Genomic DNA, 24,097 nt, shown 5'->3' with positions numbered 1-24,097 from the left:
TTTTTACATACACTTAATTAAAATAATTATTAAAAGGAAAAATATGTCTTTTGTTAGTATAGAAGAAGGTATAAAAGAATTAAAAAAAGGAAATATGTTGATAATGCTAGATGCTGAAGATAGGGAGAATGAAGGTGATTTGATTTTTCCAGCAGAATTTAGCACACCAGAAAAGGTGAATTTCACATTAACACATGCTAGGGGCGTTGTTTGTGTAGCACTAGATAAAAAAATTGCAGAGCATTTTGAATTACCTCTAATGGTTCCTAAAAATACTTCTAATCATGAAACGGCATTTACTATTACGGTGGATATTAAAACGGCAAGTACAGGTGTTAGTTCTAGCGAAAGAGATGCTACTATAAAATTATTTGCAAATAAAAATGCAGTTGCAAGTGATTTTGTAAGACCTGGTCATATTAATCCGTTAATAGCAAAAGATGGCGGTGTATTAGTTAGAACAGGGCATACGGAAGGAACGGTTGATATGTGTAAATTAGCTGGTCTTACTCCTGCTTGTGTAATTTGTGAAATTATGAATCCTGATGGAACAATGGCTAGGCGTGATGATTTAATAGAATTTGGCAAAAAGCACAATATAAAATTAGTAACTATTGAAGACTTAATCAAGTATAGATTACAAAATGAAAGCTTAGTATCAAAAATTAGTGAAGAAAAAACTAAATTACTATGTAAAGATGTTAAAAAGATTGTATATAAAGATTTTTTAGGAGATATTCACACTATTTTTGCTTTTGCAGGTAAAAATGAAAAAAGTCTGATTAAGTTTTATAAGAGCTCTAAAGATATTAATATTTTAAATGCTACTAAATTAGAAGAAACTTTAAAATCAATAGATGATTTAAGTAAAGAAGGTGGTATGTTAGTATTTATGGAAGGCTTAAAAAGTGATGATAAAAATTATGGCATAGGAGCACAGATTTTAAAAGATTTAGGTATTAATAAGTTTAAATTTTTAGGCAATCAAGAACAATTTGCAGCTTTAAGTGGCTTTGGCTTAATTATTGAATAATTAAAATATTTAGAATTTGAAATTAAATAATTGATTTCAAATTCTATTTTAAAACTTACTTATTTAAACCCAAAACCTTGCAGTATTCACAATACACACAACTAACAGAACGCTTAGCACATACTAAAGGAATATTTCTTTTTTTAGCTTGACTTTTTATTTTTTTCATAGTGTTATGATTTAAAAAACTTGTAAGCATAACAACACAGCCAGTATCTTGTGGAATGCTTTGACGATTTACTCTATTTTCATTTCTAGCATCCCAATGAGTGATTGTTTTTGCACCTAAGTCATGTAAAACTGCTTTAATAGGGGTAATCTCATCTGCACCAATAACCAAAACTGACATAAAACTCTCCTTAAAAATAATTTTGAGTATGATACTCAATTAACCTTTAAAGAAACTGATAATTATTATAAATTTCTAATAATTATATTAACTTACATTTTTATACAATGGTTTTAGGCTTTCATATGCGATATTTATTTCTTCAAATTTTTCTTTTAAAACTCTTTTTACTTCTTCACTTTTTTCCGAGTGAAAATCAGGATGATAAACTTTACTTAACTTAAGATATTTATTCCTTACAACATCAAAACTAGCTCCTACTTCCACTCCTAATGTTTTAAAATGTTCTTCTAAAAGCATACAAACATTTAAAAACCTATTATCTTTTTTCAGCTCATTTTTAATTTCTTTTTTAAATTGCAAATAAGCCAATTCGCTTAGACTAAAGCTTACGCAGTAATTTAAATGCTCGTTACAAGCACATAGTTTATCTAATAAACTTAAGGTATTTTCATCTTTATAAGTGATGATAAATTTAGTTTTTAATATTTTTATATCGTGCTCTTTAAAATAATTAGAAAGATAAATTATTAAATTTTTTTCAAGATTTGAGAAATTTAAAATTATATCTTTTCTCATAAAATCAAGCTTACAATTTATCATTGCTTTTAGGCTGTTTACGCTTACTAGATTTAGTTTAAATTTTTTATAATATGCGGTATTTATATTTTGAAGTTGTTCGTTATTGTATTTTTTATTCAATATTGATAGTAATTTTAAAAAATATCTTCTTTGTGGAATTTCATTTTCAACATAAAATGATATTAATTTGCTTTTCTTTCCGATATTTTGTGAAAAATTTTTATTAATTATTTCTTTCATTTCTTTAAAAAATGAAAAATCTTGAGTATTTATACTAATTGATTCTAAATTCTGTACAACTTGCATTTATAACCTTTATAAAGTTTTTTATAAATAAGCAATTTGTATTCCAAATATAATTGTAGTGATTTTCAAAAGAACTTTTGCAAAAGGAAATAATATTAATTTTCCTTTTGCAATGTAGAATTTAAATAGCGATTAATACATATACTATTGCTGCAATAATTGTTGGTATTGCATTTCTTTTAGCTAGTTCAATTGGATTAACCTTCGCATAAGTAGCACATATAATAGCAGCTCCTGCAATAGGGCTCATACTTCTTCCAAGTCCAGCTACAGCAGTTACAACAGAGCCAAGGTGCATAGGGTCTAGTCCGATATCTGCTGCTTTTATCGTTACAGCTTGATTAAATGCTATTCCGGCAGCATCTCCGCTACCTGTTATTAAGGCTAGGGCAAAAGTTCCAACAGAACCTATGAAAGTTGCAATATTTGGATTTGATTTCATAAAATCAATTAATTGTTGAACAAATCCCATAGCTTCAAGCCCTGCAACAAATATCCCCGCACAAATAATGATTCCATATACATGTGAAAATCCTTCACCCATACCAGCACAAAATTTCTTCATAACTTCACCAGCTTTTACATCTTTAAAGCAAGTAATAAATGCTAATAATGAGCCAATAATCATTGCATGACCAATGCCAACTTTTGGAACTTTAAGTGCAAAAGTAGCTTCATACCATTCTTTAAAATGCGAATTGCTAAGAACTAAAAGTATAGCAACAGGAACAATTGGAACAATAGCTTTTATAGGATTGATTTTGAAATCTTTATCATCATTGCTTTCATCTTCAAGAACATAACCTTTATATTCTTTTAAAAGTAAGCCAACAATCATTAATCCAAAAGCACAAATTACAGCACTTACTCCAAAATAAAACGCTTCATAATGAATTACTTCCATTACATTTACTTTACTAACTTCAGCGACTATATTTGTCTGATGATAACCAGGGTTTAAGTTTGCGCTTCCATAAGTTCCTAATAAAACGGTTGAAGCAGCAAGTGCAGGATGAACTCCCATTCTCATAAGTAGCGGGATAATAACCGCACCAACAGCAGCAGAGCAACCAGCAGCAGAAGTTACTGAAATATTAATAAATGCAGTGATTAATACAGCTCCAGGAACTAGAAAAATACCTGCATATTTTAATACTTTTGACAAAGCATGAACTAAATGCTTATCGCAAGTTGTAAGTTTTAAAACATAAGCAAAACCCATGGCAGCAACTATTGGTTCAATAATGTTTGCCTTTTTTATCGCTTTAGTAAAAGCTTCTAGTGCGTCCATTGGAGCACCTGCAATAATACATAAAACAACACCACTTGTAAAAAGAACCATTCTTGATTCGTGGCGTTTAATTAAAAGTGTAATAGTAACAATTACTACTATTAACGCTAGTGCAATTTTAAGAATTGCAAAACTTTCCATATTTTCTCCTTAGATTAAGTAATAAAAATTAAAATTAATTTTCATTTATTCTAACTGAAAGTTGTTAATTTGATATAAATTATAAAAATGATAAAGCAATAATTAAAATATATTTAATATGAATATTAAATACTATTAAAATAATTATTGCAATTGCTCTTCTATAATTTTTTTATATTTTAATAATTCTGTTGTTATTAAATCCTTTTTTTCATCATTTATATGAAATTTCAAGATAGTAACACTAATTGCGGCAAATATTTGTTGGTTTTTATAAATAGGCACAGCAAAACAAGAAAAATCATCATCATATTCCCCGTATTCATAAGAATAACCTAGATTTTTACAATACTGAATATTGTCGTATAAATCATTTATATTATTGATTGTTCTTGCAGTATTTTGCTCTAGAATTTGTTTTTTGAAAATACTTTTTAATTCATTTAAATTCTTATCAAATAACAATGCTTTACCAAGAGCAGTTGCGTTAGCATTGGCTACATCTCCAGCTTTTGTCTTTAGAATAATTTTTTCATTACCTTCACTTTTATGTAAATAAATTACTTTTTTACCATTTAAAATCCCTAATTGCACGGCTAATCTTATTTTTTTAGCTAGCTCATCCATATAATAAATTATAATTTTTGTAGATTTCCTTTGTTCTAGTTCTGGATTTAGACAAAAAGATAATTTGTAATTTTTATTATCAAAACTTAAATAATCTAATTCACAAAGTGTTTTTAAAATAGGATGAAGAGTTCCCATACTGATTTTACATTCTTTTGAAATTTGTGTTATGTTAAGACCTTCATCACAATTTTTTAAAGTCTCTAAAATTTTAATAACCCTTAAAGTTGGTTGATGTAAAGTATCCAAGATTTTTCCTATTTATGTAAGATATTTTAATATATTAGATATTTCTTAATTATCTCTTAAAATTACAAGTTTTTTAGCTTAGTATTATTATTTAGTTTTTAAAAGAATTTAAACTGATAATATACATTATTGTTTAAATAGGAATATGTTGTATTCCTATTTAAAATGGTCTTATAATCATTGCAGTAATTATACCTATCATTATTATAGTAGGCACTTCGTTATAAGCTCTAAAAAATTTACCACTTTTTTTACAGGTATCATTTTTTAGTTGTTTAAGATATCTTAAGCAATCAAAATGATAAATCAGTAGTAGAACAACACACAATAATTTAAGATGAAAATAACCAAGTTTCATCAAGGTTGAATTAGCACTAATCATTAAAATTCCAGTAAGTAGCGTAATTATCATAGAAGGTTGTCCTATGAAATAAAACAATTTATCTTCTTGAATTTTTACAACTTCAACAAATTCTTTTTTATGTGAATGTTCTTGATGATATACATAAAGGCGTGGCAAATAAAACAAAGTCGCCATCCAAGAAATAAATGCTAAGTAATGAAGCCATTTTATCCAATCATAATTGTTAGCTAGAAATTCCATTTTTCTTCCTTTTCTTAAAAATTTCTTTTAAAATTATTATAATAACGCCAAGGTTAATACACACATCAGCAATATTAAAAACAGCGAAGTTAAACCAATAATGCCAAGCTATAAAATCAATAACTCCAGGATATAAAAACCTATCATAAATATTGCTTATGCCCCCGGCTAATATGAATGATAGGGCATAATAATTATCGTTTAGGAATTTTTTTTCTTTAATTAAAAGTATTCCAGCAATTATAAGCAACATTATTTGAATATATTTTAGATATTCTTGTAAAAAACTTAGCATTGAAAAAGCAACCCCATCATTAAAAACTAAATAAAAACTAATAGGGGTAAAATGCCATTCATAACCTGCTAAAAATATATTTTTACTAAGTCTATCTAATATTATTACAATGGCTATTATAAGACTTGAGATGATAATTTTTTTTCTCATACTAGCACACTTTGAAAGTATTTTATACATTCATTTTCCATATTTTTTAAGGTTTTTTCATTTTCACATTCAAGTAATATTCTCATTAAATTTTCAGTTCCTGAATATCTAAATAAATAATTCACATTATTTTTATTTAATTTTTCATATAAGTTATCTATGCCTTCTAATTTATCTAAAGGTTTTTTTTCTGTGATTTTTAGGTTTGTTAAGCTTTGTGGAAATAATTTAATTTCGCTAAAAATCTCGCTAGCTTTTTTATTTAATAATAATTTTGCTACTTGAAGTGCTGCTACTATGCCATCACCAGTTTTTGCATAATCGCTAAAAATTATATGTCCGCTTTGCTCTCCACCAAAATTATAATTTTTATCTTGCATTGCATGTAGAATATATTTATCTCCAACATCGGTTGTAACATAAGAAATATCGTGTTTTTTAAGATAATTTAAAAATCCCATATTGCTCATTTTACTAATTGCAACACCGCTTAAATTATTATTATCTTTTAAAGCTTTTGCTAAAACCCCTAATAAAATATCTCCATTAATGATTTCTCCGTTTTCATCAACCACAACCAATCTATCAGCATCTCCATCAAAAGCAAACCCAACATCAGCTCTTAATCTTTTTACTTCTTTAGCTAATATATTTGGATGAAGTGCTCCACAATTATCATTAATATTTATTCCATTTGGCTCACAAGCTAATGTTATAACATCAGCTCCTAATTCAGAAAAGACAGCAGGCGCAACCTTATAAGCCGCTCCATTTGCACAATCTAAAACAATTCTAAGGTTTTTTAAGGTTGTATCTTTTGGAAAAGAATTTTTAATATGAACTATATATCTACCTATTACATCATCAATTCTTTTTGCAGAGCCGATTTTATCCTTTATTACAAGATGCGAATTAATTAAATTATCATCATTAAATATTCTATCTATTTCAAATTCTTCGCTTTCGCTTAATTTAAATCCATTAGCATCAAATACTTTAATACCATTATCATAATAAGGATTATGAGAAGCACTTATCATAATAGCAAAATCACATCTTAAATCTTGACTTAAAAAAGCAACAGCAGGTGTAGGCATAGGGCCAATTTGCAATACATTAAAACCTACTGCATTAAGACCACTAACGATTGCATTTTCTATCATATAACCACTTCTTCTAGTATCTTTTCCGACTATTACTTTTTTTGTTAATGCTTTATTTTTAAAAAAAATTCCAATAGCCATAGCAGCTTTAAGAGCTTTAAAAGCACTTAAATCATTACCTGCAAAACCTCTAATTCCATCTGTTCCAAATATCATTTTTTTGCCTTTCAGTATGATTTTAATTTTGAATTAAGATTATTTTAACAAAACTTTACTAAAATCAGTCTTTTAAAAATTTTTACGAAGGAATTTTTTATGGCAAATCATAAATCATCAGAAAAAAGAGCTAGACAAACAATTAAAAAAACTATTAGAAACAGATTCTATAGAACAAGACTTAAAAACATTACTCGTGCAGTTCGTGAAGCAGCAGCAGCTAATGATAATGAAGCAGCAGCAGCAGCTTTAAAAGTAGCTAATAAAAAAATTCACGAAATGGTAAGCCGTGGTTTTATTAAAAAACAAACAGCTTCAAGAAAAGTAAGTCGTTTAGCACTTTTAGTAAATAAAATTGGTGCATAATTTTTAATGCTAGCAAGCAAACTTGAACCTTTCTTAAAACGCTATGAAGAAATTCAAGCGTTTTTAAGTAATATTGAAAATACTACAGATTTAGCAAAAGTTACAGCCTTATCAAAAGAACAAAAAAGTTTAGAAGATATAGTTGAGGTTGCTAAAAAATATTTAAATACGCTAGATTCAATTGAAGAAAATAAAACTTTATTGCAAGACCCTGATTTAGGTGATTTAGCTAAAGAAGAATTAAAAGAATTAGAAGAATTAAAACCTAAATTAGAAGAAGAAATAAAAATACTTTTATTACCAAAAGACCCAAATGATGATAAGAATATTTTCTTAGAAATTAGAGCTGGAACTGGTGGAGATGAAGCTGCTTTATTTGTCGGAGATTTATTTAAAGCTTATGCAAGATATGCTGAAGATAAAAATTATAAAATAGAAGTAGTTAGTCAAAGTGAAGGCAGTGCAGGTGGATTTAAGGAGATTATTTTATTAATTAAAGGTGATAAAGCTTATTCAAGATTAAAATACGAAGGTGGCACACACAGAGTTCAAAGAGTTCCTGCTACAGAATCTCAAGGCAGAGTTCATACAAGTGCTATAACCGTTGCAGTTATGCCTGAAGTAGAAGATAGTGATATTGAAATAAATCCAAATGATTTAAAAATTGATGTAATGAGAAGTAGTGGTCATGGTGGTCAGAGTGTAAATACTACTGATTCTGCAGTTAGAATTACACATATTCCAACAGGTTTAGTTGTTGTTAATCAAGATGGTAAAAGTCAGCATAAAAATAAAGAAAGTGCTTTAAAAGTTTTAAAAGCAAGGCTTTATGAAATGCAAGAGCAAGAAAGATTAGCAAAAGAGCGAGAGAGTAGAAAATCTCAAGTTGGAAGTGGAGATAGAAGTGAAAGAATTAGAACTTATAATTATCCACAAAATAGAATAAGTGATCACAGAATAAATCTTACTTTACACAGATTAGACATAATTATGCAAGATGGTTTATTAGATGAAATCATTGAACCACTAATAGCTCACTATCAATCAGAGGCTTTAAACGAAGCTAATTTATGAAAAAAATAATTTTAAGCATACTTGTTGTTGTATTAACAACTAGTGTGTTTTTGTATGATAATTATCAACAAGAACAAAGAAACATAATCAAGCAAAAACAAGAAATAGATTATCTAGTAAAATTACTTGAAAAATTATATATAGCAGCTAAGGTGGAATGTTCAAGTTATACTGAATGTTTTATAGAAAATGGAGTTTTTAAATATTTTAAATTCTCTAATATTTATATTAAAAACAGAGTTGCATTTTATAATTTTTTACAATTACTTGAAAAGGATTTTAAAGATTTAAAATACTCTTTTATAGAAAAGAATAATTTAGAATATTATTTTGATAAAAATAAATATTATTTTGATGATACTAGCTTGTTTAATATGAGTTCAGAATTTGAATTTAATGTTGATAATCTGAAGTTTAATGACAATGTAAAAGATGATTTAGCATTTTTATCTTGGTATTTAAATAAAACTGCTTATAAATCTGTTCTTGATATGTTAAATGATATTAGTATAGATTTTAGAGTAAAATATAGCGTTGTAAATAACACAATTGATTATTCTAAAATAGCGACTAATTTACAAATCAATCTTTCAAATACAAGTAAAATTAGTTTTAAAATAAGAAATAAAAAAATTGAGTTTAAGATTGAAAATTTTGATTTAATTAAAATTATTTTTATAGAATTTAAAGAAATCATAAAACCATTTTTAAAAAATAATGAAAATATTATATTTTTTGAAAGTTTATTTACTCATTATGATGAAATAATTAACCCTAAAATTAAATCAGTAACTTTTTTGATTGATAATATTTACAATACTAAAAATGTCCTATTTTCTAGCACTTACAAACTTGAATCAAATTAACATTTATTTATAAGCTTTGAGTAAAATTGAAACACAAATTCTATAAAAAAGGAAAAAATTATGGCAAAAGTTATGAAAACAATGGATGGTAACGAAGCCGCTGCATATGCTGCCTATGCGTTCACAGAAGTCGCAGGAATTTATCCTATTACTCCAAGTTCACCTATGGCTGATTATACAGATATTTGGGCTTCTCAAGGAAAGAAAAATATTTTTGGAATGCCTGTAAAAATTGTTGAAATGCAAAGTGAAGCAGGTGCTGCTGGTAGCGTTCATGGTTCGTTACAAGCTGGTGCATTAACTACAACTTATACAGCTTCTCAAGGTTTATTACTTAAGATCCCAAATATGTATAAAATCGCAGGTCAAATGCTTCCTGGTGTTATACATGTTGCTGCTCGTGCAATTGCTGCTCAAGCTTTATCAATTTTTGGTGATCATCAAGATATTTACGCAGCTCGTCAAACAGGTTTTGCAATGCTATGTTCAAATAGCGTTCAACAAGCTATGGATTTAGCTGGTGTTGCTCATCTTAGTGCTATTAAAGGAAGAGTTCCATTTATGCATTTCTTTGATGGATTTAGAACATCTCATGAAATTCAAAAAATTGAAGTAATGGACTATGAAGTATTTAAAAGATTAATTGATATGGATGCAGTTCAAGCATTCCGTGATACCTGTTTAAATCCTGAACATCCAAAAACTCGTGGAACTGCACAAAACGATGATATATATTTTCAAACTCGTGAGTTAGCTAATAAATTTTATGATGCTTTACCTGATGTAGTAGCTGATTATATGAAAGAGATTTCAAAAGTTACAGGTAGAACTTATAAACCATTTGTATATTATGGTGCTGCTGATGCTACTCGTGTAATTGTTGCTATGGGTAGTGTAAATGAAGCTTTAACTGAAGTGGTTGATTATCTAAACAAAAAAGGCGAAAAAGTTGGTGTTATGATGGTTCATTTATATAGACCATTTAGCTTAAAATATTTCTTTGAAGAAATGCCAAAATCAGTTAAAAAGATTGCAGTTTTAGACAGAACAAAAGAACCAGGTAGTATAGGCGAGCCTTTATATCTTGATATAAAAGCTGCATATTATGATAAAGAAAATGCACCTTTAATTGTAGGTGGTAGATATGGTCTTAGTTCAAAAGATGTTGACCCTGCACAATTACTTGCGGTATATGAGAATTTAAATCAAGAAAAACCAAAAAATAATTTTACAATTGGAATTAATGATGATGTAACTCATCTTTCATTACCACTAGGCAAAAAGATTTCATTAGGAGATGAAAGCACAACTGAATGTTTATTCTACGGACTTGGTGCTGATGGAACGGTAGGTGCAAATAAAAACTCAATTAAAATTATTGGAGATAAAACTGATTTATATGCACAAGCATATTTTGCTTATGATAGTAAAAAATCAGGTGGATATACAAGAAGTCATTTAAGATTTTCTAAAAAGCCAATAACTTCAACTTATTTAGTAAGTACCCCACATTTTATTGCTTGTAGTGTTGCTGCATATTTAGACATTTATGATGTTTTAGCAGGTATTAGAGAAAACGGAACTTTCTTATTAAACTCAATTTGGGACGAACAAACTACAATTGAAAAAATTCCTAATAAAGTTAAAAAAGTTCTAGCTGAAAAAAATGTGAATTTTTATATCATAAATGCTACAAAACTTGCTCGTGATATAGGACTAGGTAATAGAACAAATACAATTATGCAAAGTGCATTCTTTAAATTAGCAAAAATTATTGATTATGAAGATGCTCAAAAATATATGAAAGAATTTGCATATAAAAGCTATGTTAAAAAGGGCGAAGCAGTAGTTGAGATGAACTATAAAGCTATTGATATTGGAGCACAAGGTTTAGTAAAAGTTACTGTTGATCCAGCTTGGGCTAATTTAGTAATAGATGAGAAAAAAGCTGATGATAAATACATAGGAACTGCTTTTGTTGAAAATATAGTTAAACCTATGAACGCTGCAAAAGGTGATGATTTACCAGTGTCAGCATTTATTGGATATGAAGATGGTAGTTTTGAGCATGGAACTACACAATATGAAAAGCGTGGTGTTGGTGTTATGGTTCCTAAATGGATTGAAGCAAATTGTATTCAATGTAACCAATGTGCATCAGTTTGCCCACATGCAGTAATACGCCCATTCTTAATTAATGATGAAGAAATGGCAAATGCTCCAGCAGGCGTGAAAGAGCATTCAATCGATGCTAAAGGTGTAAAAGGCGAAAGTCTTAAATTTAAAATTCAAGTTTCAACATTAGATTGTACAGGTTGCGAGTTATGTGTAACTGAATGTCCAAGTAAAGAAAAATCACTTGTTATGGTTCCACTTGAAGAAGAGCTAGAAAAAGGCGAACAAGATAATGCTGATTACTTATTCCATAAAGTTACTTATAAAGATAATTTTATAGCAAAAGATACTACAAAAGGTGCTCAATTTGCACAACCATTATTTGAATTCCACGGAGCATGTCCAGGTTGTGGTGAAACTCCATATATTACATTAGTTACTAGAATGTTTGGTGAGAGAATGATGATTGCTAACGCAACAGGTTGTAGCTCAATTTATGGTGGTTCAGCACCTTCTACTCCATATCGCAAAAATGATAAAGGTTTTGGACCTGCTTGGGGCAACTCATTATTTGAAGACAATGCTGAGTTTGGTATGGGTATGAGAGTTGCTACCGAGACAATTCGCCATAGAATTGAAGATATTATGATTAATACAAAAGATAAAGCTCCAAATGCAATTGCAGCTCTTTATGGCGAATGGTTGGCTAATAAGAAAAATGCTGATATAACAGCAGATGTTAGAGATAGACTAATTCCATTATTAGAACAACACGCAGAGCTTGAAGGTGCTAAAGAAATTTTAGGTCTAAAAAGCTATGTAGCTAAAAAATCTCAATGGATTTTTGGTGGTGATGGCTGGGCTTATGATATTGGTTATGGTGGGCTTGACCATGTTTTAGCTAGTGGAGAAGATGTGAATGTATTAGTAATGGATACTGAAGTTTATTCAAATACAGGCGGACAAGCTTCAAAATCAACTAGAACAGGTGCAGTAGCACAATTTGCTGCAAGTGGTAAGCCAAGTCAGAAAAAAGACTTAGGACAAATTGCTATGACTTATGGAAATATTTTCGTAGCTCAAGTAAATTCAAATGCAAATTATGCTCATTTTATTAAAGCACTAATCGCAGCAGAAGCTTACGATGGACCAAGCTTAATCATTTGTTATAGCCCTTGTATAGCTCACGGAATTAAAGGTGGAATGGGTGCTAGTGGTGATCACGCAGAAATCGCAACTAAGTGTGGTTATTGGCCAATTTACACATTTGATCCAAGATTAGAAGCAGAGGGTAAAAATCCATTAAAAATTGCTTCAAAAGAACCTGATTGGAATTTATATGAAGAGTTCTTAATGGCAGAAGTTCGTTATAACTCACTAAAAAAAGGAAATCCAAAAGAAGCAGCAGAACTATATGCTCGCAACAAAGCAGATGCGCAAAGACGCTATAGACAATTAAAGCGTTTAGCAGCAGCTGATTATAGCGTTTCTGAATAATTTCAAGCCCTTTTTAGGGCTTGATTATTTTATTACTCAAATAGAATTTAAAACATTAATATAATTTTTTAATAACTAGTGAATTATTAATCATATTAATCTTTTTATGAAGAAATAAGAAACATTATTGACACTTATAAAAGCATTAAAACACTTTCATAGTTTTATACTCAAAAATTAAAATTATTTTTTAAGAATATATAAAAATATCATCTAATTATTATAAATTAAAGTAATTACTTAAATGGTGTTAATTTGCCTATTTAAAGCTTAATAGTATATATTCAAAATTAGCGTAAATAAAGGCAAATTAAATATTTAAAATATTAGTAAATTTATACTATAGATTTATAAGCAATGTGAAAAATTATTAATTATTAAAATATTAAAAAAGAAACTTTTTATAAGTTTATTACTAATAAATATTGATGATATTTTATTTTTTATATTAATTTTATTACAAATTCTCTAATTCAAAATACCATAAAATCGTGATTTTTTATATATTATAATTTTTATCTTATGAGATTATAAAAAAAATAATATTTGACTTATAATGTAATTTAGAATAATATTTTGCTATTAATTTTTTATTTTAAGAAAAAAATAAAGATTAATACCAAAATTCTTATTTAAAGGAGTTTTATATGAATGAAGAAAAATTCAATAGGCGAGATTTCATAAAATCAGCTACTATTGGTGTTGGTGCAGTAGCAGCTAGCACAAGCCCTGTATCAATTATGGCAAGTGAGCTTAAAAAAAGTGGTAAAAATACCTCACTACCAAGCGTAGATGTTTTAGTTATCGGCTCTGGTGGTGCTGGTCTTAGAGCTGCTGTTGCGGTTAGAAAAAATCACCCAAATTTAAATGTTGTAGTAGTTAATAAAGGTATGCCATCACGAAATGCAACCTGTATGGCTGAAGGTGGGATTAATGGTGTGATTGATTTTGAAAATGGTGACTCAAACAAATTACACGCATATGATACTGTTAAAGGTAGTGATTTTTTAGGCGATCAAGATGTAATTATTAAATTTGCACAAAAGGCTACCGAAGCAATTCACGAACTTGATTATGCAGGAATGCCTTTTAATAGACAAAAAGATAAAACGGTTGCAAGGCGTTTTGCTGGTGGTGCAAAATATGAACGCTGTAATTATGCAGCCGATAAAACAGGCTCTATTATGATGCACACCTGTCTTGATGAAGCCATTACAAATGGTGTTAATTTCTTGCTTGACCATTACTTACTTGATATTGCGATTGATAATAATGAGTGCGAAGGTGTAGTTCTTTTAAATATGCAAACAGGAGATGTAGTGCCTGTATTAGCAAAATCAGTAGTTCTAGCAACAGGTGGTTATACTCGTGTGTTCTATAACCGCACTTCAACCCCATTTAATGCTAGTGGAGATGGAATTGCTGCAGCACTTAGAGCTGGACTTGCGTTTAAAGACCCTGAAATGCTTCAATTTCACCCAACAGGAGTTAGAAATGGTGGTGCATTAATTACTGAAGCGGCAAGAGGTCTTGGTGGAAAATTAATTAATAATAAAGGCGAACGCTTTATGAGTAAATACTCAAATCGCCTTGAGCTTGCTCCAAGAGATATTGTTTCTCGTTCAATTGAAAGTGAAATTCGTTTAGGTAATGGATTTGGAGAAGGAATGGGTTCTTATGTTCTTTTAGATGTTACACATTTAGGTGAAGAACAAATTATGAATGAATTACCACAAATTCGTCATATTGGACTTTTATTTGAAGGTATAGATTTAGTAAAAGAACCAATTAAAATTCGTCCAACAGCACACTATTCAATGGGTGGTATAGAAATTGCAAAATTTGATGATATGAGTACTCATTTAGCAGGACTTTTTGCTGCAGGTGAGACAAGTTGTGCTTCAATTCACGGAGCAAATCGTCTAGGTGGAAATAGCTTAGCTGATGCGGCAGTTACAGGTAAACTTGCAGGTGAGGGTGCAGGTGAGTATGCAAGTAAAAGACAAAATTATGGCTCTGGCAAACACGCTGAAGAATTAGCTCAAAAATGGAGAATTAAGCTAAAAGATATAACAAGTGGCAATTCAAAACCTAACGAGCTTTATGATTTAAGAGAAGAATTTGGACAATACAACTGGGATAATATGGGAATTTATAGAACAGGAGAAAAGCTTGAAAAACATATAAAAATCCTAGATGAGATTTGGGCTAAATATAATAATCTTAAAATCTCAAATCCAAATATGTTCTATAACACCGCTTTAATTGAGTATTTAGAATTTGGAAATCTCATTCTTTTAGCAAGATGTGCTTGTCTTGGTGCATTAAACAGAAAAGAAAGCCGTGGGGCTCATACTAGAGAAGATTATCCAACAAGAGATGATGAGAATTTCTTAAAACATAGCCTTGTTACTTTAAAAGATGACAAATTAAGCCTTAGTTATAAAGATGTAGTTATTACAGAATTTAAACCTGAAGAAAGGAAATACTAATGAAAATTTTAATTGACCGCTTTAATGGAGTTGATAAATTTGTTCAAGCATATGATTTAAGTATAGATGAAGTAAAGGGAAAAACGCTTTTAGCCTTATTACAACATATAAAACGCACTCAAGATATTTCACTAAATTTTACTTCGGCTTGTCGTATGGCGATTTGTGGTGCTTGTGGTGTGCGTGTGAATGGGCATTCATACCTTGCTTGTGATACTAAAATGGATGATTTATTAAAAGAATATGACAATCCTGAAAGCTTAAAAATCTCTCCTTTGGCAAATTTTAAAGTTCTTTCGGATTTAGTTGTAGATTGGGAGCCAAGCATTGAGAATTTAAGAAAAATAAAACCAACTATAACACCAAAAGAAGCATTTTCTGATAAAAAAGGTTGCGTGCAAACTCAAGCTGAAGTTGATGCTATTAAAAAACAATGGGATTGTATTTTATGTGGTTGTTGTGCTAGTGAATGTAATAAACTTGAAGCTGATTCAAGTGATTATATGGAACCATTTGTATTTACTCACGCATTTCGTGCTGCTTATGATTCACGCTCAAAAGATGCTTTAAAACACTTAAAACCATCTATTGCAAATGGTCTTTGGATGTGCGTTCATTGTCAAGAGTGTGCTGACCGCTGTCCTAAAGGAATTAGTGCTGCTGATGATATAGCAATGCTAAGAGTAATGGCTATGAAAAAAGGTTTAAAAGATGGCACAGGACCAGCTCACGCAGAAGCATTCTTAAAAGACTTAGAAGATACAGGTAGATTAAATGAGATTTATTTAGCACTTCGCTCTGAAGGTGTTTTAGCAAATACTACAAAAATAGATATTGCATACAATCTAATGAAAGCAGGTAAGATGAATCCATTACATATTTTTGGTGATGAAGAAATTGAAGGTCATGAAGATTTAGTAAAAATGATTGAAGCAGCTAGAGCTGCTAATAAGGAGTAAGTTATGCAACAAAAAGATTTCGCTTTTTTCCCTGGCTGTGTTTTAAGTCAAGCAGCTAAAGAATCAAAAATGTCATTAGAAGCAATAGCTCCAATACTAGGTATAACTTTACACGAGATTAAGGGTTGGAGTTGCTGTGGTGCATCTCAAGCACAAGATGTAGACCCAATAGCAGCACTTGTAGCAAATGCTAGAAATATAGCATTAGCTGAGAATATGAATATGCCAATGCTAACAACCTGTAGCACTTGTATGTTAACTTTAACTCGTGCAAAAACTGCTTTAGATAAAGGTGCAAAAGACCGCATAAATGAATATTTAGCAAAAGGTAATATGAAATATCAAGGAAATAATGAAATAACAAGCCTTTTATGGATTTTGTATGAGAATTTAGATACCTTAAAATCAAAAGTTGTTAAGCCACTTTCAAATCTAAAAGTAGCTTTATTTTATGGTTGTCATAGTATTCGCCCTGAAAAATCATATAACGCAAAAGAAAGTTCAACTAATCCAAAAAGCTTTGAAGCTGTAGTTAGTGCGCTTGGTGCGACAATAGTTCCATTTGAAAAACGCTTAGATTGCTGTGGTTTTCACGCTAGTTATCCAGCAGTAAAATCGGTGCAAAAAATGTCATCTCAAATTGTTGGTAGTGCTGATAAAAATGGTGCTGATTGCGTTGTTACACCTTGTCCGCTTTGCCAAATGCAGCTTGATATTTACCAAGAACGCTATCAAGATGCAATGGGTTCTGAAATTAGAAAGCCAATAATTCATCTTTCTCAATTAGTAGGATTAGCACTTGGTCTTAGCAACGAGCAATTAGGACTTGATTTAAATATAATTGATGCTACAAAATTAGCATAATTTTAGGGGCTAAGCCCCTAATTCTTTTGCCATTTTTATAAACTCAAGCTCTAAATGTGAGAGTTTTTTATCTTTTTTATAAGCTATAACTAATGTTTTAATTAAATTATTATCCTTTATATTGAATAATTTTATTTTATCTTTTTTATCATCTTTTATTAATTCGCTAATAGTAAAAGTAGCACCAACACCACTTGCTACTATTGAATTTGCAATATCAAAAGTCTCAGTTTCGCATAAAATTTTAGGAATAAATTCATTGTTTTTAAACATTAAATCAATATCTAATCTACTTCTTTGAGAAGATTTTGGCAGAATAAATTTCTCATTTTTTAGTTCTTTGATTGATATTTCTGGCAATTCTTTATTTTTATATTTTAAAGATAATTCGTGTAAAGATGGTAGTGCTAGAAAAACATTGCTGCTTTTTATTATTTCATATTTTAAATATTTTATATCAAGTGGTAACACTAGCATTCCAAGGTCAATTTCATCATCATAAATCATTTGTTTGATTTTAAGCGTTGAAAAGATTTGAGAAATTTTAATATCAGCATCACTAAAACGCTTGCAAAATTGTGGCAAGAGATTTGGAATCATATTATAGCCATTTTGTAAGAATGCTATACGAATTTTGCCAGTTTTGGCATTGTTTAGTGCTGAAATTTCAGTATCAAGCTCTGCTATCATATCTTTTATTAGATTTGCTTTTTTTAAATATATTTCTCCTGCTTCGGTTAAAGATATTGGATTTGTGCTTCTATTAAAAAGCGTGGTTTTTAGCTCATTTTCTAATGCAAAAATACTTTGAGATAATGATGGTTGCGGTATTTTAAGCTCATTTGCAGCCTTTGTAAAGCTTTGCAATTTTGCTACTTTTAAAAATAGTTGCATATGTCTAAAATTCATCTTTTATCCTAATTTAAATTCTTTATTTTTCATATAAATATTTTATATGTTATTTGGTAATAAAATAAAAAATAGCTTTATAAAATTTTTTACTTTTAAAATTTAAATAGATAATATTTATTATAAGATTTTAAAACAAGGTAAAAATGATTATTCTAGCGTGGGTAATACCTGAATATAAGTAAAATAGCAAAAATAATATGCTAAATAATATTGACATTACAACAAATTCTGCTTTAGATTAATATATCTTGTAAGAATATTGTAAAGCAAATTGAAGCTGTATTTTATGGTTTTCATATTATACAAATTTATATAATTTTTAAAGATGAATTATTTAGTAAAGCAATGATTTTAAATTCTTATTTTGTAAAAATCAAAATAAGAATTTAAACAAGCATTATAAACCTAATTGAATTTCTTTAGAATATAAATATCCTAAATGATTGGTGTTATTTAAGGTTATTATTTTTGCTAAATCATTAGATATTTCAAGGACATTAATACAGGTATTATCTTGAGTAATGTTCCAAAATGAGCTAAGTGGTGCATTTAATAAATGAGAAATGATTACCTTATTTACTGCATCGTGAGCGAAAACTGCAATTGTTTTTCCATCGTATTTTGTAATATAATCGTTTATTGCAAGTTTTACTCTATTTAAAATATCTTCTAAGCTTTCTCCATTAGGCATTTTTACTAAATGTGGGGTTTGCTTCCATTTTTTTAATAAATCTTGTTCTATTTCACTTGATAATCTACCTTCCCAAGTTCCGTGATTTATCTCTAATAATCTTTCATCTTTTAAAACTTCTTTATTGTGAAATTTAGCACTTTCACAAGCTGTTTCATAAGCTCTTTTTAAAGGACTTGCTATAAAAAAATCAATTTGTATATTTTTTAAAGCAAGGGCTAATTTCTTAGCTTGTTCCTTGCCTAAATCACTTAAATCAGTATCAATTTGACCTTGATATCTACCTTCTTTATTCCAATTAGTTTGCCCGTGTCTAAGTAATATTAGATTAATCATCGCAAATCTCACTGCAATCAATTATCTTAACTCCATGAACTCCAGCTAATTCACAAAGTTTTTTATAATCTGTTTTTAATGGTTTTTTATTAATGCTAATTGCCATTATGTTTTCACCACTTGTATTTGTTTTGCTAACTTGCATACTTAAAATATTTATTCCTGCTTCGCCTAAAATAGTTCCAATTTGTCCTATCATACCAGGCACATTATCGTGTGGCACTAATAATAATACTCCACTTGGTTCAAATTTAATATCATATTCATCAATACCACTAACATAAGCACTCTTATCGCTCATTAAAGCTCCTCTTATTTCGTGCTCACCTAATTCGCTTACTATTTTTACTTTTATTTGATTATTTACTTCATCACTTTTTTGCTCAATTAAGCTTATTCCTCTATTTTGAGCTAGAATTGGTGCATTAACCATATTTACTTTTTCTTGCAATATAGAATTTAATAATCCACATAACATTACTTGGCTTAAAGCTCTAGTATCAAGCTCTTTAAAGGCATTTGAATATTCAATGAAAACTTGTTTAATTGCTGAATTGCTAACTTCACATGCAATAAATCCTAATGCTTTTACTAGATTAAAATAAGGCTTAATTTTATTTAGCATTTCAGGGCTAACTGGCACAGCATTTAAAGCACTAGCAACCATTTGACCATTTAACGCTTCTTTAATAGCAATTGCCACATCAACTGCAACTCCTTCTTGAGCTTCTATTGTAGATGCACCTAAATGCGGTGTTAAAACCACATTTTTTAAAGTTGTAATCTCGTGGTTTCCTAATGGCTCATTAGCAAAAACATCAAGAGCAGCTCCTGCAATATCTCCATTTTTTAAAGCATTTGTTAAATCATCAAGATTAATACATTCACCCCTTGCTGCATTTATAATTCTTACACCTTTTTTCATTTTAGCTATGCTATTTTTATTTATCATTTCTTTTGTTTCATCTGTTAATGGAAGGTGTAGTGTAATAAAATCAGCTTCAGCATAAACTTCATCTAATTCACATTTTTTAACTTGTAAATGAATAGCTCTTTCGTTGCTAAGATATGGATCATATGCAATTACTTTCATACCAAATGCTTGTGCTCTACTAGCAACACCAGCACCAATTCTGCCTAAACCTAAAACCCCTAAAGTTTTATCTTTTAATTCAAGTCCTAAAAAGCTTTTTCTATCCCATATACCATTTACAACGCTAGCATGTGCGTTAGGTATCATTCTAGCAAGGCTTAACATTAGTGCAAAAGTATGTTCTGTAGCTGCGTTTGTATTACCATTTGGTGCATTTACTACTATTATTCCTTTTTTTGTAGCTGCTTTTATATCTATATTATCTACACCAACTCCAGCTCTACCAATTACTTTTAATCTATGAGCGTGTTCTAATACTTTTTCTGTAATTTTTGTAGCGCTTCTTAAAATAACTGCATCATAATCACCAATTATTTTTAGCAATTCTTCTTCGCTAATTTTAGGATATTCACTTACTTTACAATCTTTTTCTAAAATTTTAGTAGCTAAATCGCTAACTCCATCTAAAACCAAAATCTTGTTCATCTACTCTCCTTTAAATAAAAGCTTTATTCTAGCAATTATTTTAAAGGATTGATTAATTAATTTGTTTTAAGTCGGTATTTTTAATATCTTAATTCAAATTCTTTAGAATTTCTTGAGTATAAATAGCATCATCAACACTTGCTAAAAGCCCTAAATCATTTGTCTTGATATAATTAATAAACTCATCTTGCTCTTTTGCTAAGCTTGAACGAGCTTGAAGTGTTATTGTAGTTTCATCTTTAATTAATTTTGAGTTTAAAAAGTCTAATTCATAGCTTGATACATTTGTATTTATAAAGGCTTTTCTAATCTTGCTATTAAATTCCCAAGAAGCTAAAATATCAAGATTATTAGAATTTAGTTTAATTTGCGTGCAAGGATTATTTGTGCGATTTATTTTAAAACTAGCCTTTATCCCAAAGAAATTTGCTAAATCCAAATCATGCACACAAAGGTCTAAATCAACCCCAACATCACTAATTCTAGCTGGTTTTTTAGACGCTCTTATAAAACTTGCATACTTTATTTCTTCGTTTTTGATATGTTTTAAAAACTCAAGACTTACAGGGTTAAATCTCTCGCAAAAGCCAACTGCTACATTTACTCCGCTATTTTTAATAGCTAAAGCTTCATCAAGGCTAAATGATAATGGTTTTTCTATTAGAATAAAATTGATTTTATCTTTAATCTTAGAAAATACTTCATAATGATATTTAGTCGGAACAACTATTATCGCTCCATCAATATCATTTTTTAATAATTCATCTAAATTAGAAAAATACTTATTATCATCAATCCAATCAGGCTTAATTAAATCAAAGCAATATAAATTTATATCCTTTTTACAAAGTTCGGTGTAGTGGTTTTTACCCATTACACCAAGACCTATTAATGCTATATTCATTAAAAGCCTTCTTTATCTAAAGTATTATTTAATTCATTTAAAAGTGCGATTTTTTCCCACTGAGTATTCATATCAATTTCATTGCCTTCTTCTGTAGAGCTAAAACCACATTGAGTGCTAAACTCAATTTGTTTTATATCTAAGAAATTAGCTGCTTCTTTTGCTCTTTTAATTAGAGTTTGAATACTTGGATTTTCCTTAGTTTTAGTAGTCAAAAGCCCAATTACTACTATTTGATTTTTAATATATTTTAATGGTTCAAAATCTCCTGACCTATCATCATCAAATTCTAAAAAGAATTTATTTATATTAAGATTTGCAAATAATTCGCTAGCAACCTTGCTATATCCACCACTAGCACTAAAATGGCTTCTATAATTACCCCTGCATATATGTATTGCACTTGTGATTGTTTTTGGCATAGTTGCTAGGCTTTTGTTTAAATACTCTACATATTCTTTAGTGCAATCATCGGCGTTATAGTTATTTTTGATTAGATTTGCTCTAAAATCTTCATCACAAAACGAGCCAAAGCTAACATCATCAAGTTGTAAATAAACTCCGCCTAATTTTTCAAATTCTAAATAAAAATCAGCATAGGCTTTTAAAATATCTTCTTTTAATTTTGCATAATCTTTTCCGTAGTATTCAAATTCTACATTAAATCCACCACGGATAAATAACATATATAAAAGCATTGATGGGCTAGGAATTGTTAATTTTAAGCGATTTGTATCAATGCCTAATTCTTTTGAAATCTTTACTAAACTTGCAAAATCTTTTAAGAAAGGATGGTCTTTACATTCTATTTTATTAGTTATTTTAATACCTTCAGCTCTTGTTTCTATACCTTTAAAAACATAGCCTTTTTCTTTAATAATTTTGCTAATTCCACTAAATCCCCAATAAAAATCTAAATGCCACCAAGAGCGTCTAAATTCTCCATCACTTAGATAATAAACATTGTTTTTATCACACTCAATGAGTAGTTCTTTTATGCACTCATCTTCAATAGCTCTTAATTCGTCTTTACTGATTTTTGCGTTTGCATAATCACTTCTTGCAGCTTTTAATTTAGCTGGTCTTAAGAACGAACCTACTTGATCTAATCTTCTCATTTATTCTCCTTTATTAAAAATTTCAATGATTTTTTCTTGGTCTAGTGTATCTAAAAATGCAGAAAATGGCAAAGATAAAATCTCGTTTGTTACATTTTCGCATACTTCAAAATCGCTTGCTTTATAATCTAAATATTTAAAGCAAGGTTGCGAATATAGTGCTATTGGATAATGAATTGCGGTTGGGATATTGTTTTCACTTAGTTTTTTTACTACTAAATCTCTATTTTTAACCCTTACGCTATATTGAGCCCAAACACTCTTATATCCTGATTTTACCTTAGGTGTAATGCAGTTTTTAAGGTTTTTTGTATAAATGTTAGCAATTTCGTTTCTTTTAGCAATTTCTTCATCAAAATATTTTAATTTTACATTTAAAACTGCAGCTTGTATGCTATCAAGTCTTGCATTTAAGCCTATTATTTCGTGTTTATATCTCATTTCGCTTCCGTGATTTATAAGTAATTTTACTTTTTTTGCTAATTCATCGCTATTTGTAAAGATAGCCCCACCATCTCCATAACACCCAAGCGGTTTTGAAGGGAAAAAACTTGTCGTGCTAATATCAGCAATATTACAAGAGATATTGCCTAAATCATCTTTTGCACCAAAGCTTTGAGCTGCATCTTCAATCAAGTATAAATTATGTTTTTTACATATATTTTTTATGGAATTTAAATCAGGCATTTGACCAAAAATTGAAACTGCCAAAATAGCCTTAGTCTTAGGTGTAATTAGGCTTTCAATTTTGCTTATATCAAGGTTATAATCTACTTCGCTTATATCAACAAAAACAGGTTTAGCTTTAATTAAAGCTATCATTTCAGAACTTGCAATGAAAGTAAAAGGAGTTGTAATTATCTCATCACCTTCTTTAATCCCTAAAGCTTTTAATGCTACATATAAAGCCGTAGTTCCGTTTGAGCAAGAATATGCGTATTTTGCTTTTGTATAATTTGCTAGATTACTTTCAAGCAAAGCAACTTCATTACCACCTATAAAACTTGTATTATTTAATATATTTTGAATTCTTTCATCTATTTCGTTTTTATATTTTAAATATTGAGATTTTAAATCACAGAATGCTAACATTGATTATCCTTAAAAAATAAAAGGCTAATTGTATTTGCTTTCATTTAATACATAATTATTTAAGGCTTTATTGTAATCTTTATAATAAGCTTTTTTAAAATATAAATTTATAAAAATTATTTAAAATGATATTGAATGTGATAAAATAGGATATTTAAAAGCTTTTATTTATAAACAAGTAGCAAATACTCAAAAACTATAGCTAGTAATAAATCTATTTATTAATAAAATATTTGAATTATTAAATAATCTTATTTTATAGTATTTTATTATTATTGGAATTTAG

The 24,097-nt window shown here is 29.1% G+C and carries 21 protein-coding genes; 8 read left to right on the top strand and 13 right to left on the bottom strand.

The features are described 5' to 3' along the window. Positions 1-43: 43 nt before the first annotated feature. Positions 44-1,033, top strand: a complete 990-nt coding sequence (locus AVBRAN12642_RS01455; RefSeq protein WP_214117180.1) for a bifunctional 3,4-dihydroxy-2-butanone 4-phosphate synthase/GTP cyclohydrolase II — start codon at positions 44-46, stop codon at positions 1,031-1,033. Positions 1,034-1,088: 55 nt separating this feature from the next. Here the strand turns inward: AVBRAN12642_RS01455 and AVBRAN12642_RS01450 are convergent, their stop codons facing one another. From AVBRAN12642_RS01450 to glmM, 7 genes are all read right to left on the bottom strand, one after another. Then, on the bottom strand, positions 1,089-1,382 hold the full coding sequence (locus AVBRAN12642_RS01450; RefSeq protein ID WP_214117178.1) for a DUF2325 domain-containing protein: 294 nt from the start codon (positions 1,380-1,382) through the stop codon (positions 1,089-1,091). 87 nt (positions 1,383-1,469) lie between these two features. Beyond that, positions 1,470-2,270: an adenylosuccinate lyase gene (locus tag AVBRAN12642_RS01445; RefSeq protein WP_214117176.1), complete on the bottom strand. Its 801-nt coding sequence runs from the start codon at positions 2,268-2,270 to the stop codon at positions 1,470-1,472. A gap of 121 nt (positions 2,271-2,391) precedes the next feature. Continuing rightward, on the bottom strand, positions 2,392-3,702 hold the full coding sequence (dcuC, locus tag AVBRAN12642_RS01440; RefSeq protein WP_214117164.1) for a C4-dicarboxylate transporter DcuC: 1,311 nt from the start codon (positions 3,700-3,702) through the stop codon (positions 2,392-2,394). Between the two features lie 144 nt (positions 3,703-3,846). Next, on the bottom strand, positions 3,847-4,578 hold the full coding sequence (locus AVBRAN12642_RS01435; RefSeq protein WP_336607078.1) for an IclR family transcriptional regulator: 732 nt from the start codon (positions 4,576-4,578) through the stop codon (positions 3,847-3,849). 160 nt (positions 4,579-4,738) lie between these two features. Continuing rightward, positions 4,739-5,182 carry a protoporphyrinogen oxidase HemJ gene (gene hemJ / locus AVBRAN12642_RS01430; protein WP_214117160.1) on the bottom strand — a complete coding sequence of 148 codons (444 nt, stop codon included), beginning with the start codon at positions 5,180-5,182 and terminating at the stop codon, positions 4,739-4,741. Next, positions 5,166-5,657 carry a signal peptidase II gene (gene lspA, locus AVBRAN12642_RS01425; RefSeq protein WP_336607077.1) on the bottom strand — a complete coding sequence of 164 codons (492 nt, stop codon included), beginning with the start codon at positions 5,655-5,657 and terminating at the stop codon, positions 5,166-5,168. The genes hemJ and lspA overlap by 17 nt, the downstream gene beginning before the upstream one ends. Next, the gene (glmM, locus tag AVBRAN12642_RS01420) at positions 5,624-6,946 is read right to left on the bottom strand and encodes a phosphoglucosamine mutase (RefSeq protein WP_336607076.1); all 1,323 of its coding nucleotides are present in this window, start codon (positions 6,944-6,946) and stop codon (positions 5,624-5,626) included. Before glmM ends, lspA begins: the two co-directional genes overlap by 34 nt. Before the next feature lie 99 nt (positions 6,947-7,045). Here glmM and rpsT point away from each other — a divergent pair, with 99 nt between their 5' ends. The 7 genes from rpsT to sdhE all read left to right on the top strand — a co-directional run bounded on the left by rpsT (position 7,046) and on the right by sdhE (position 17,179). Next, the gene (gene rpsT, locus AVBRAN12642_RS01415; RefSeq protein ID WP_214117154.1) at positions 7,046-7,312 is read left to right on the top strand and encodes a 30S ribosomal protein S20; all 267 of its coding nucleotides are present in this window, start codon (positions 7,046-7,048) and stop codon (positions 7,310-7,312) included. A 6-nt stretch (positions 7,313-7,318) separates the two neighbouring features. Continuing rightward, positions 7,319-8,386 (top strand): peptide chain release factor 1, encoded by a 1,068-nt coding sequence (gene prfA, locus AVBRAN12642_RS01410; RefSeq protein ID WP_214117152.1) that lies wholly within the window; start codon positions 7,319-7,321, stop codon positions 8,384-8,386. Next, a complete protein-coding gene (locus AVBRAN12642_RS01405) occupies positions 8,383-9,252 on the top strand; it encodes a hypothetical protein (RefSeq protein WP_336607075.1) in 870 nt (289 codons plus the stop codon). Before prfA ends, AVBRAN12642_RS01405 begins: the two co-directional genes overlap by 4 nt. A gap of 60 nt (positions 9,253-9,312) precedes the next feature. Then, positions 9,313-12,864: a pyruvate:ferredoxin (flavodoxin) oxidoreductase gene (gene nifJ, locus AVBRAN12642_RS01400; RefSeq protein ID WP_214119808.1), complete on the top strand. Its 3,552-nt coding sequence runs from the start codon at positions 9,313-9,315 to the stop codon at positions 12,862-12,864. 647 nt (positions 12,865-13,511) lie between these two features. Beyond that, complete coding sequence (gene sdhA / locus AVBRAN12642_RS01395) at positions 13,512-15,356, top strand: 8-methylmenaquinol:fumarate reductase flavoprotein subunit (protein WP_336607074.1); 1,845 nt, start codon at positions 13,512-13,514, stop codon at positions 15,354-15,356. Further along, on the top strand, positions 15,356-16,315 hold the full coding sequence (sdhB, locus tag AVBRAN12642_RS01390) for an 8-methylmenaquinol:fumarate reductase iron-sulfur subunit (protein ID WP_214117140.1): 960 nt from the start codon (positions 15,356-15,358) through the stop codon (positions 16,313-16,315). The genes sdhA and sdhB overlap by 1 nt, the downstream gene beginning before the upstream one ends. A gap of 3 nt (positions 16,316-16,318) precedes the next feature. Beyond that, positions 16,319-17,179, top strand: a complete 861-nt coding sequence (gene sdhE / locus AVBRAN12642_RS01385; RefSeq protein WP_214142701.1) for an 8-methylmenaquinol:fumarate reductase membrane anchor subunit — start codon at positions 16,319-16,321, stop codon at positions 17,177-17,179. 9 nt (positions 17,180-17,188) lie between these two features. Here the strand turns inward: sdhE and AVBRAN12642_RS01380 are convergent, their stop codons facing one another. The 6 genes from AVBRAN12642_RS01380 to AVBRAN12642_RS01355 all read right to left on the bottom strand — a co-directional run bounded on the left by AVBRAN12642_RS01380 (position 17,189) and on the right by AVBRAN12642_RS01355 (position 23,811). Next, positions 17,189-18,088: a LysR family transcriptional regulator gene (locus AVBRAN12642_RS01380; RefSeq protein WP_214142702.1), complete on the bottom strand. Its 900-nt coding sequence runs from the start codon at positions 18,086-18,088 to the stop codon at positions 17,189-17,191. A 400-nt stretch (positions 18,089-18,488) separates the two neighbouring features. Further along, positions 18,489-19,130: a histidine phosphatase family protein gene (locus tag AVBRAN12642_RS01375; RefSeq protein WP_214142703.1), complete on the bottom strand. Its 642-nt coding sequence runs from the start codon at positions 19,128-19,130 to the stop codon at positions 18,489-18,491. Then, on the bottom strand, positions 19,111-20,697 hold the full coding sequence (gene serA / locus AVBRAN12642_RS01370; RefSeq protein ID WP_214150537.1) for a phosphoglycerate dehydrogenase: 1,587 nt from the start codon (positions 20,695-20,697) through the stop codon (positions 19,111-19,113). Before serA ends, AVBRAN12642_RS01375 begins: the two co-directional genes overlap by 20 nt. 88 nt (positions 20,698-20,785) lie before the next feature. Next, positions 20,786-21,601 (bottom strand): Gfo/Idh/MocA family protein, encoded by an 816-nt coding sequence (locus AVBRAN12642_RS01365; protein WP_336607073.1) that lies wholly within the window; start codon positions 21,599-21,601, stop codon positions 20,786-20,788. Beyond that, positions 21,601-22,719, bottom strand: a complete 1,119-nt coding sequence (locus tag AVBRAN12642_RS01360; RefSeq protein WP_336607849.1) for a 5-methyltetrahydropteroyltriglutamate--homocysteine S-methyltransferase — start codon at positions 22,717-22,719, stop codon at positions 21,601-21,603. Before AVBRAN12642_RS01360 ends, AVBRAN12642_RS01365 begins: the two co-directional genes overlap by 1 nt. Further along, complete coding sequence (locus AVBRAN12642_RS01355; protein WP_336607848.1) at positions 22,720-23,811, bottom strand: DegT/DnrJ/EryC1/StrS family aminotransferase; 1,092 nt, start codon at positions 23,809-23,811, stop codon at positions 22,720-22,722. Between the last annotated feature and the right edge of the window lie 286 nt (positions 23,812-24,097).

Source organism: Campylobacter sp. RM12642, assembly GCF_020137635.1.
GTDB lineage: Bacteria > Campylobacterota > Campylobacteria > Campylobacterales > Campylobacteraceae > Campylobacter_E.
The sequence above is the reverse complement of the archived record's forward strand: the minus strand, read 5'-3'. Positions and strand labels throughout refer to the sequence as shown.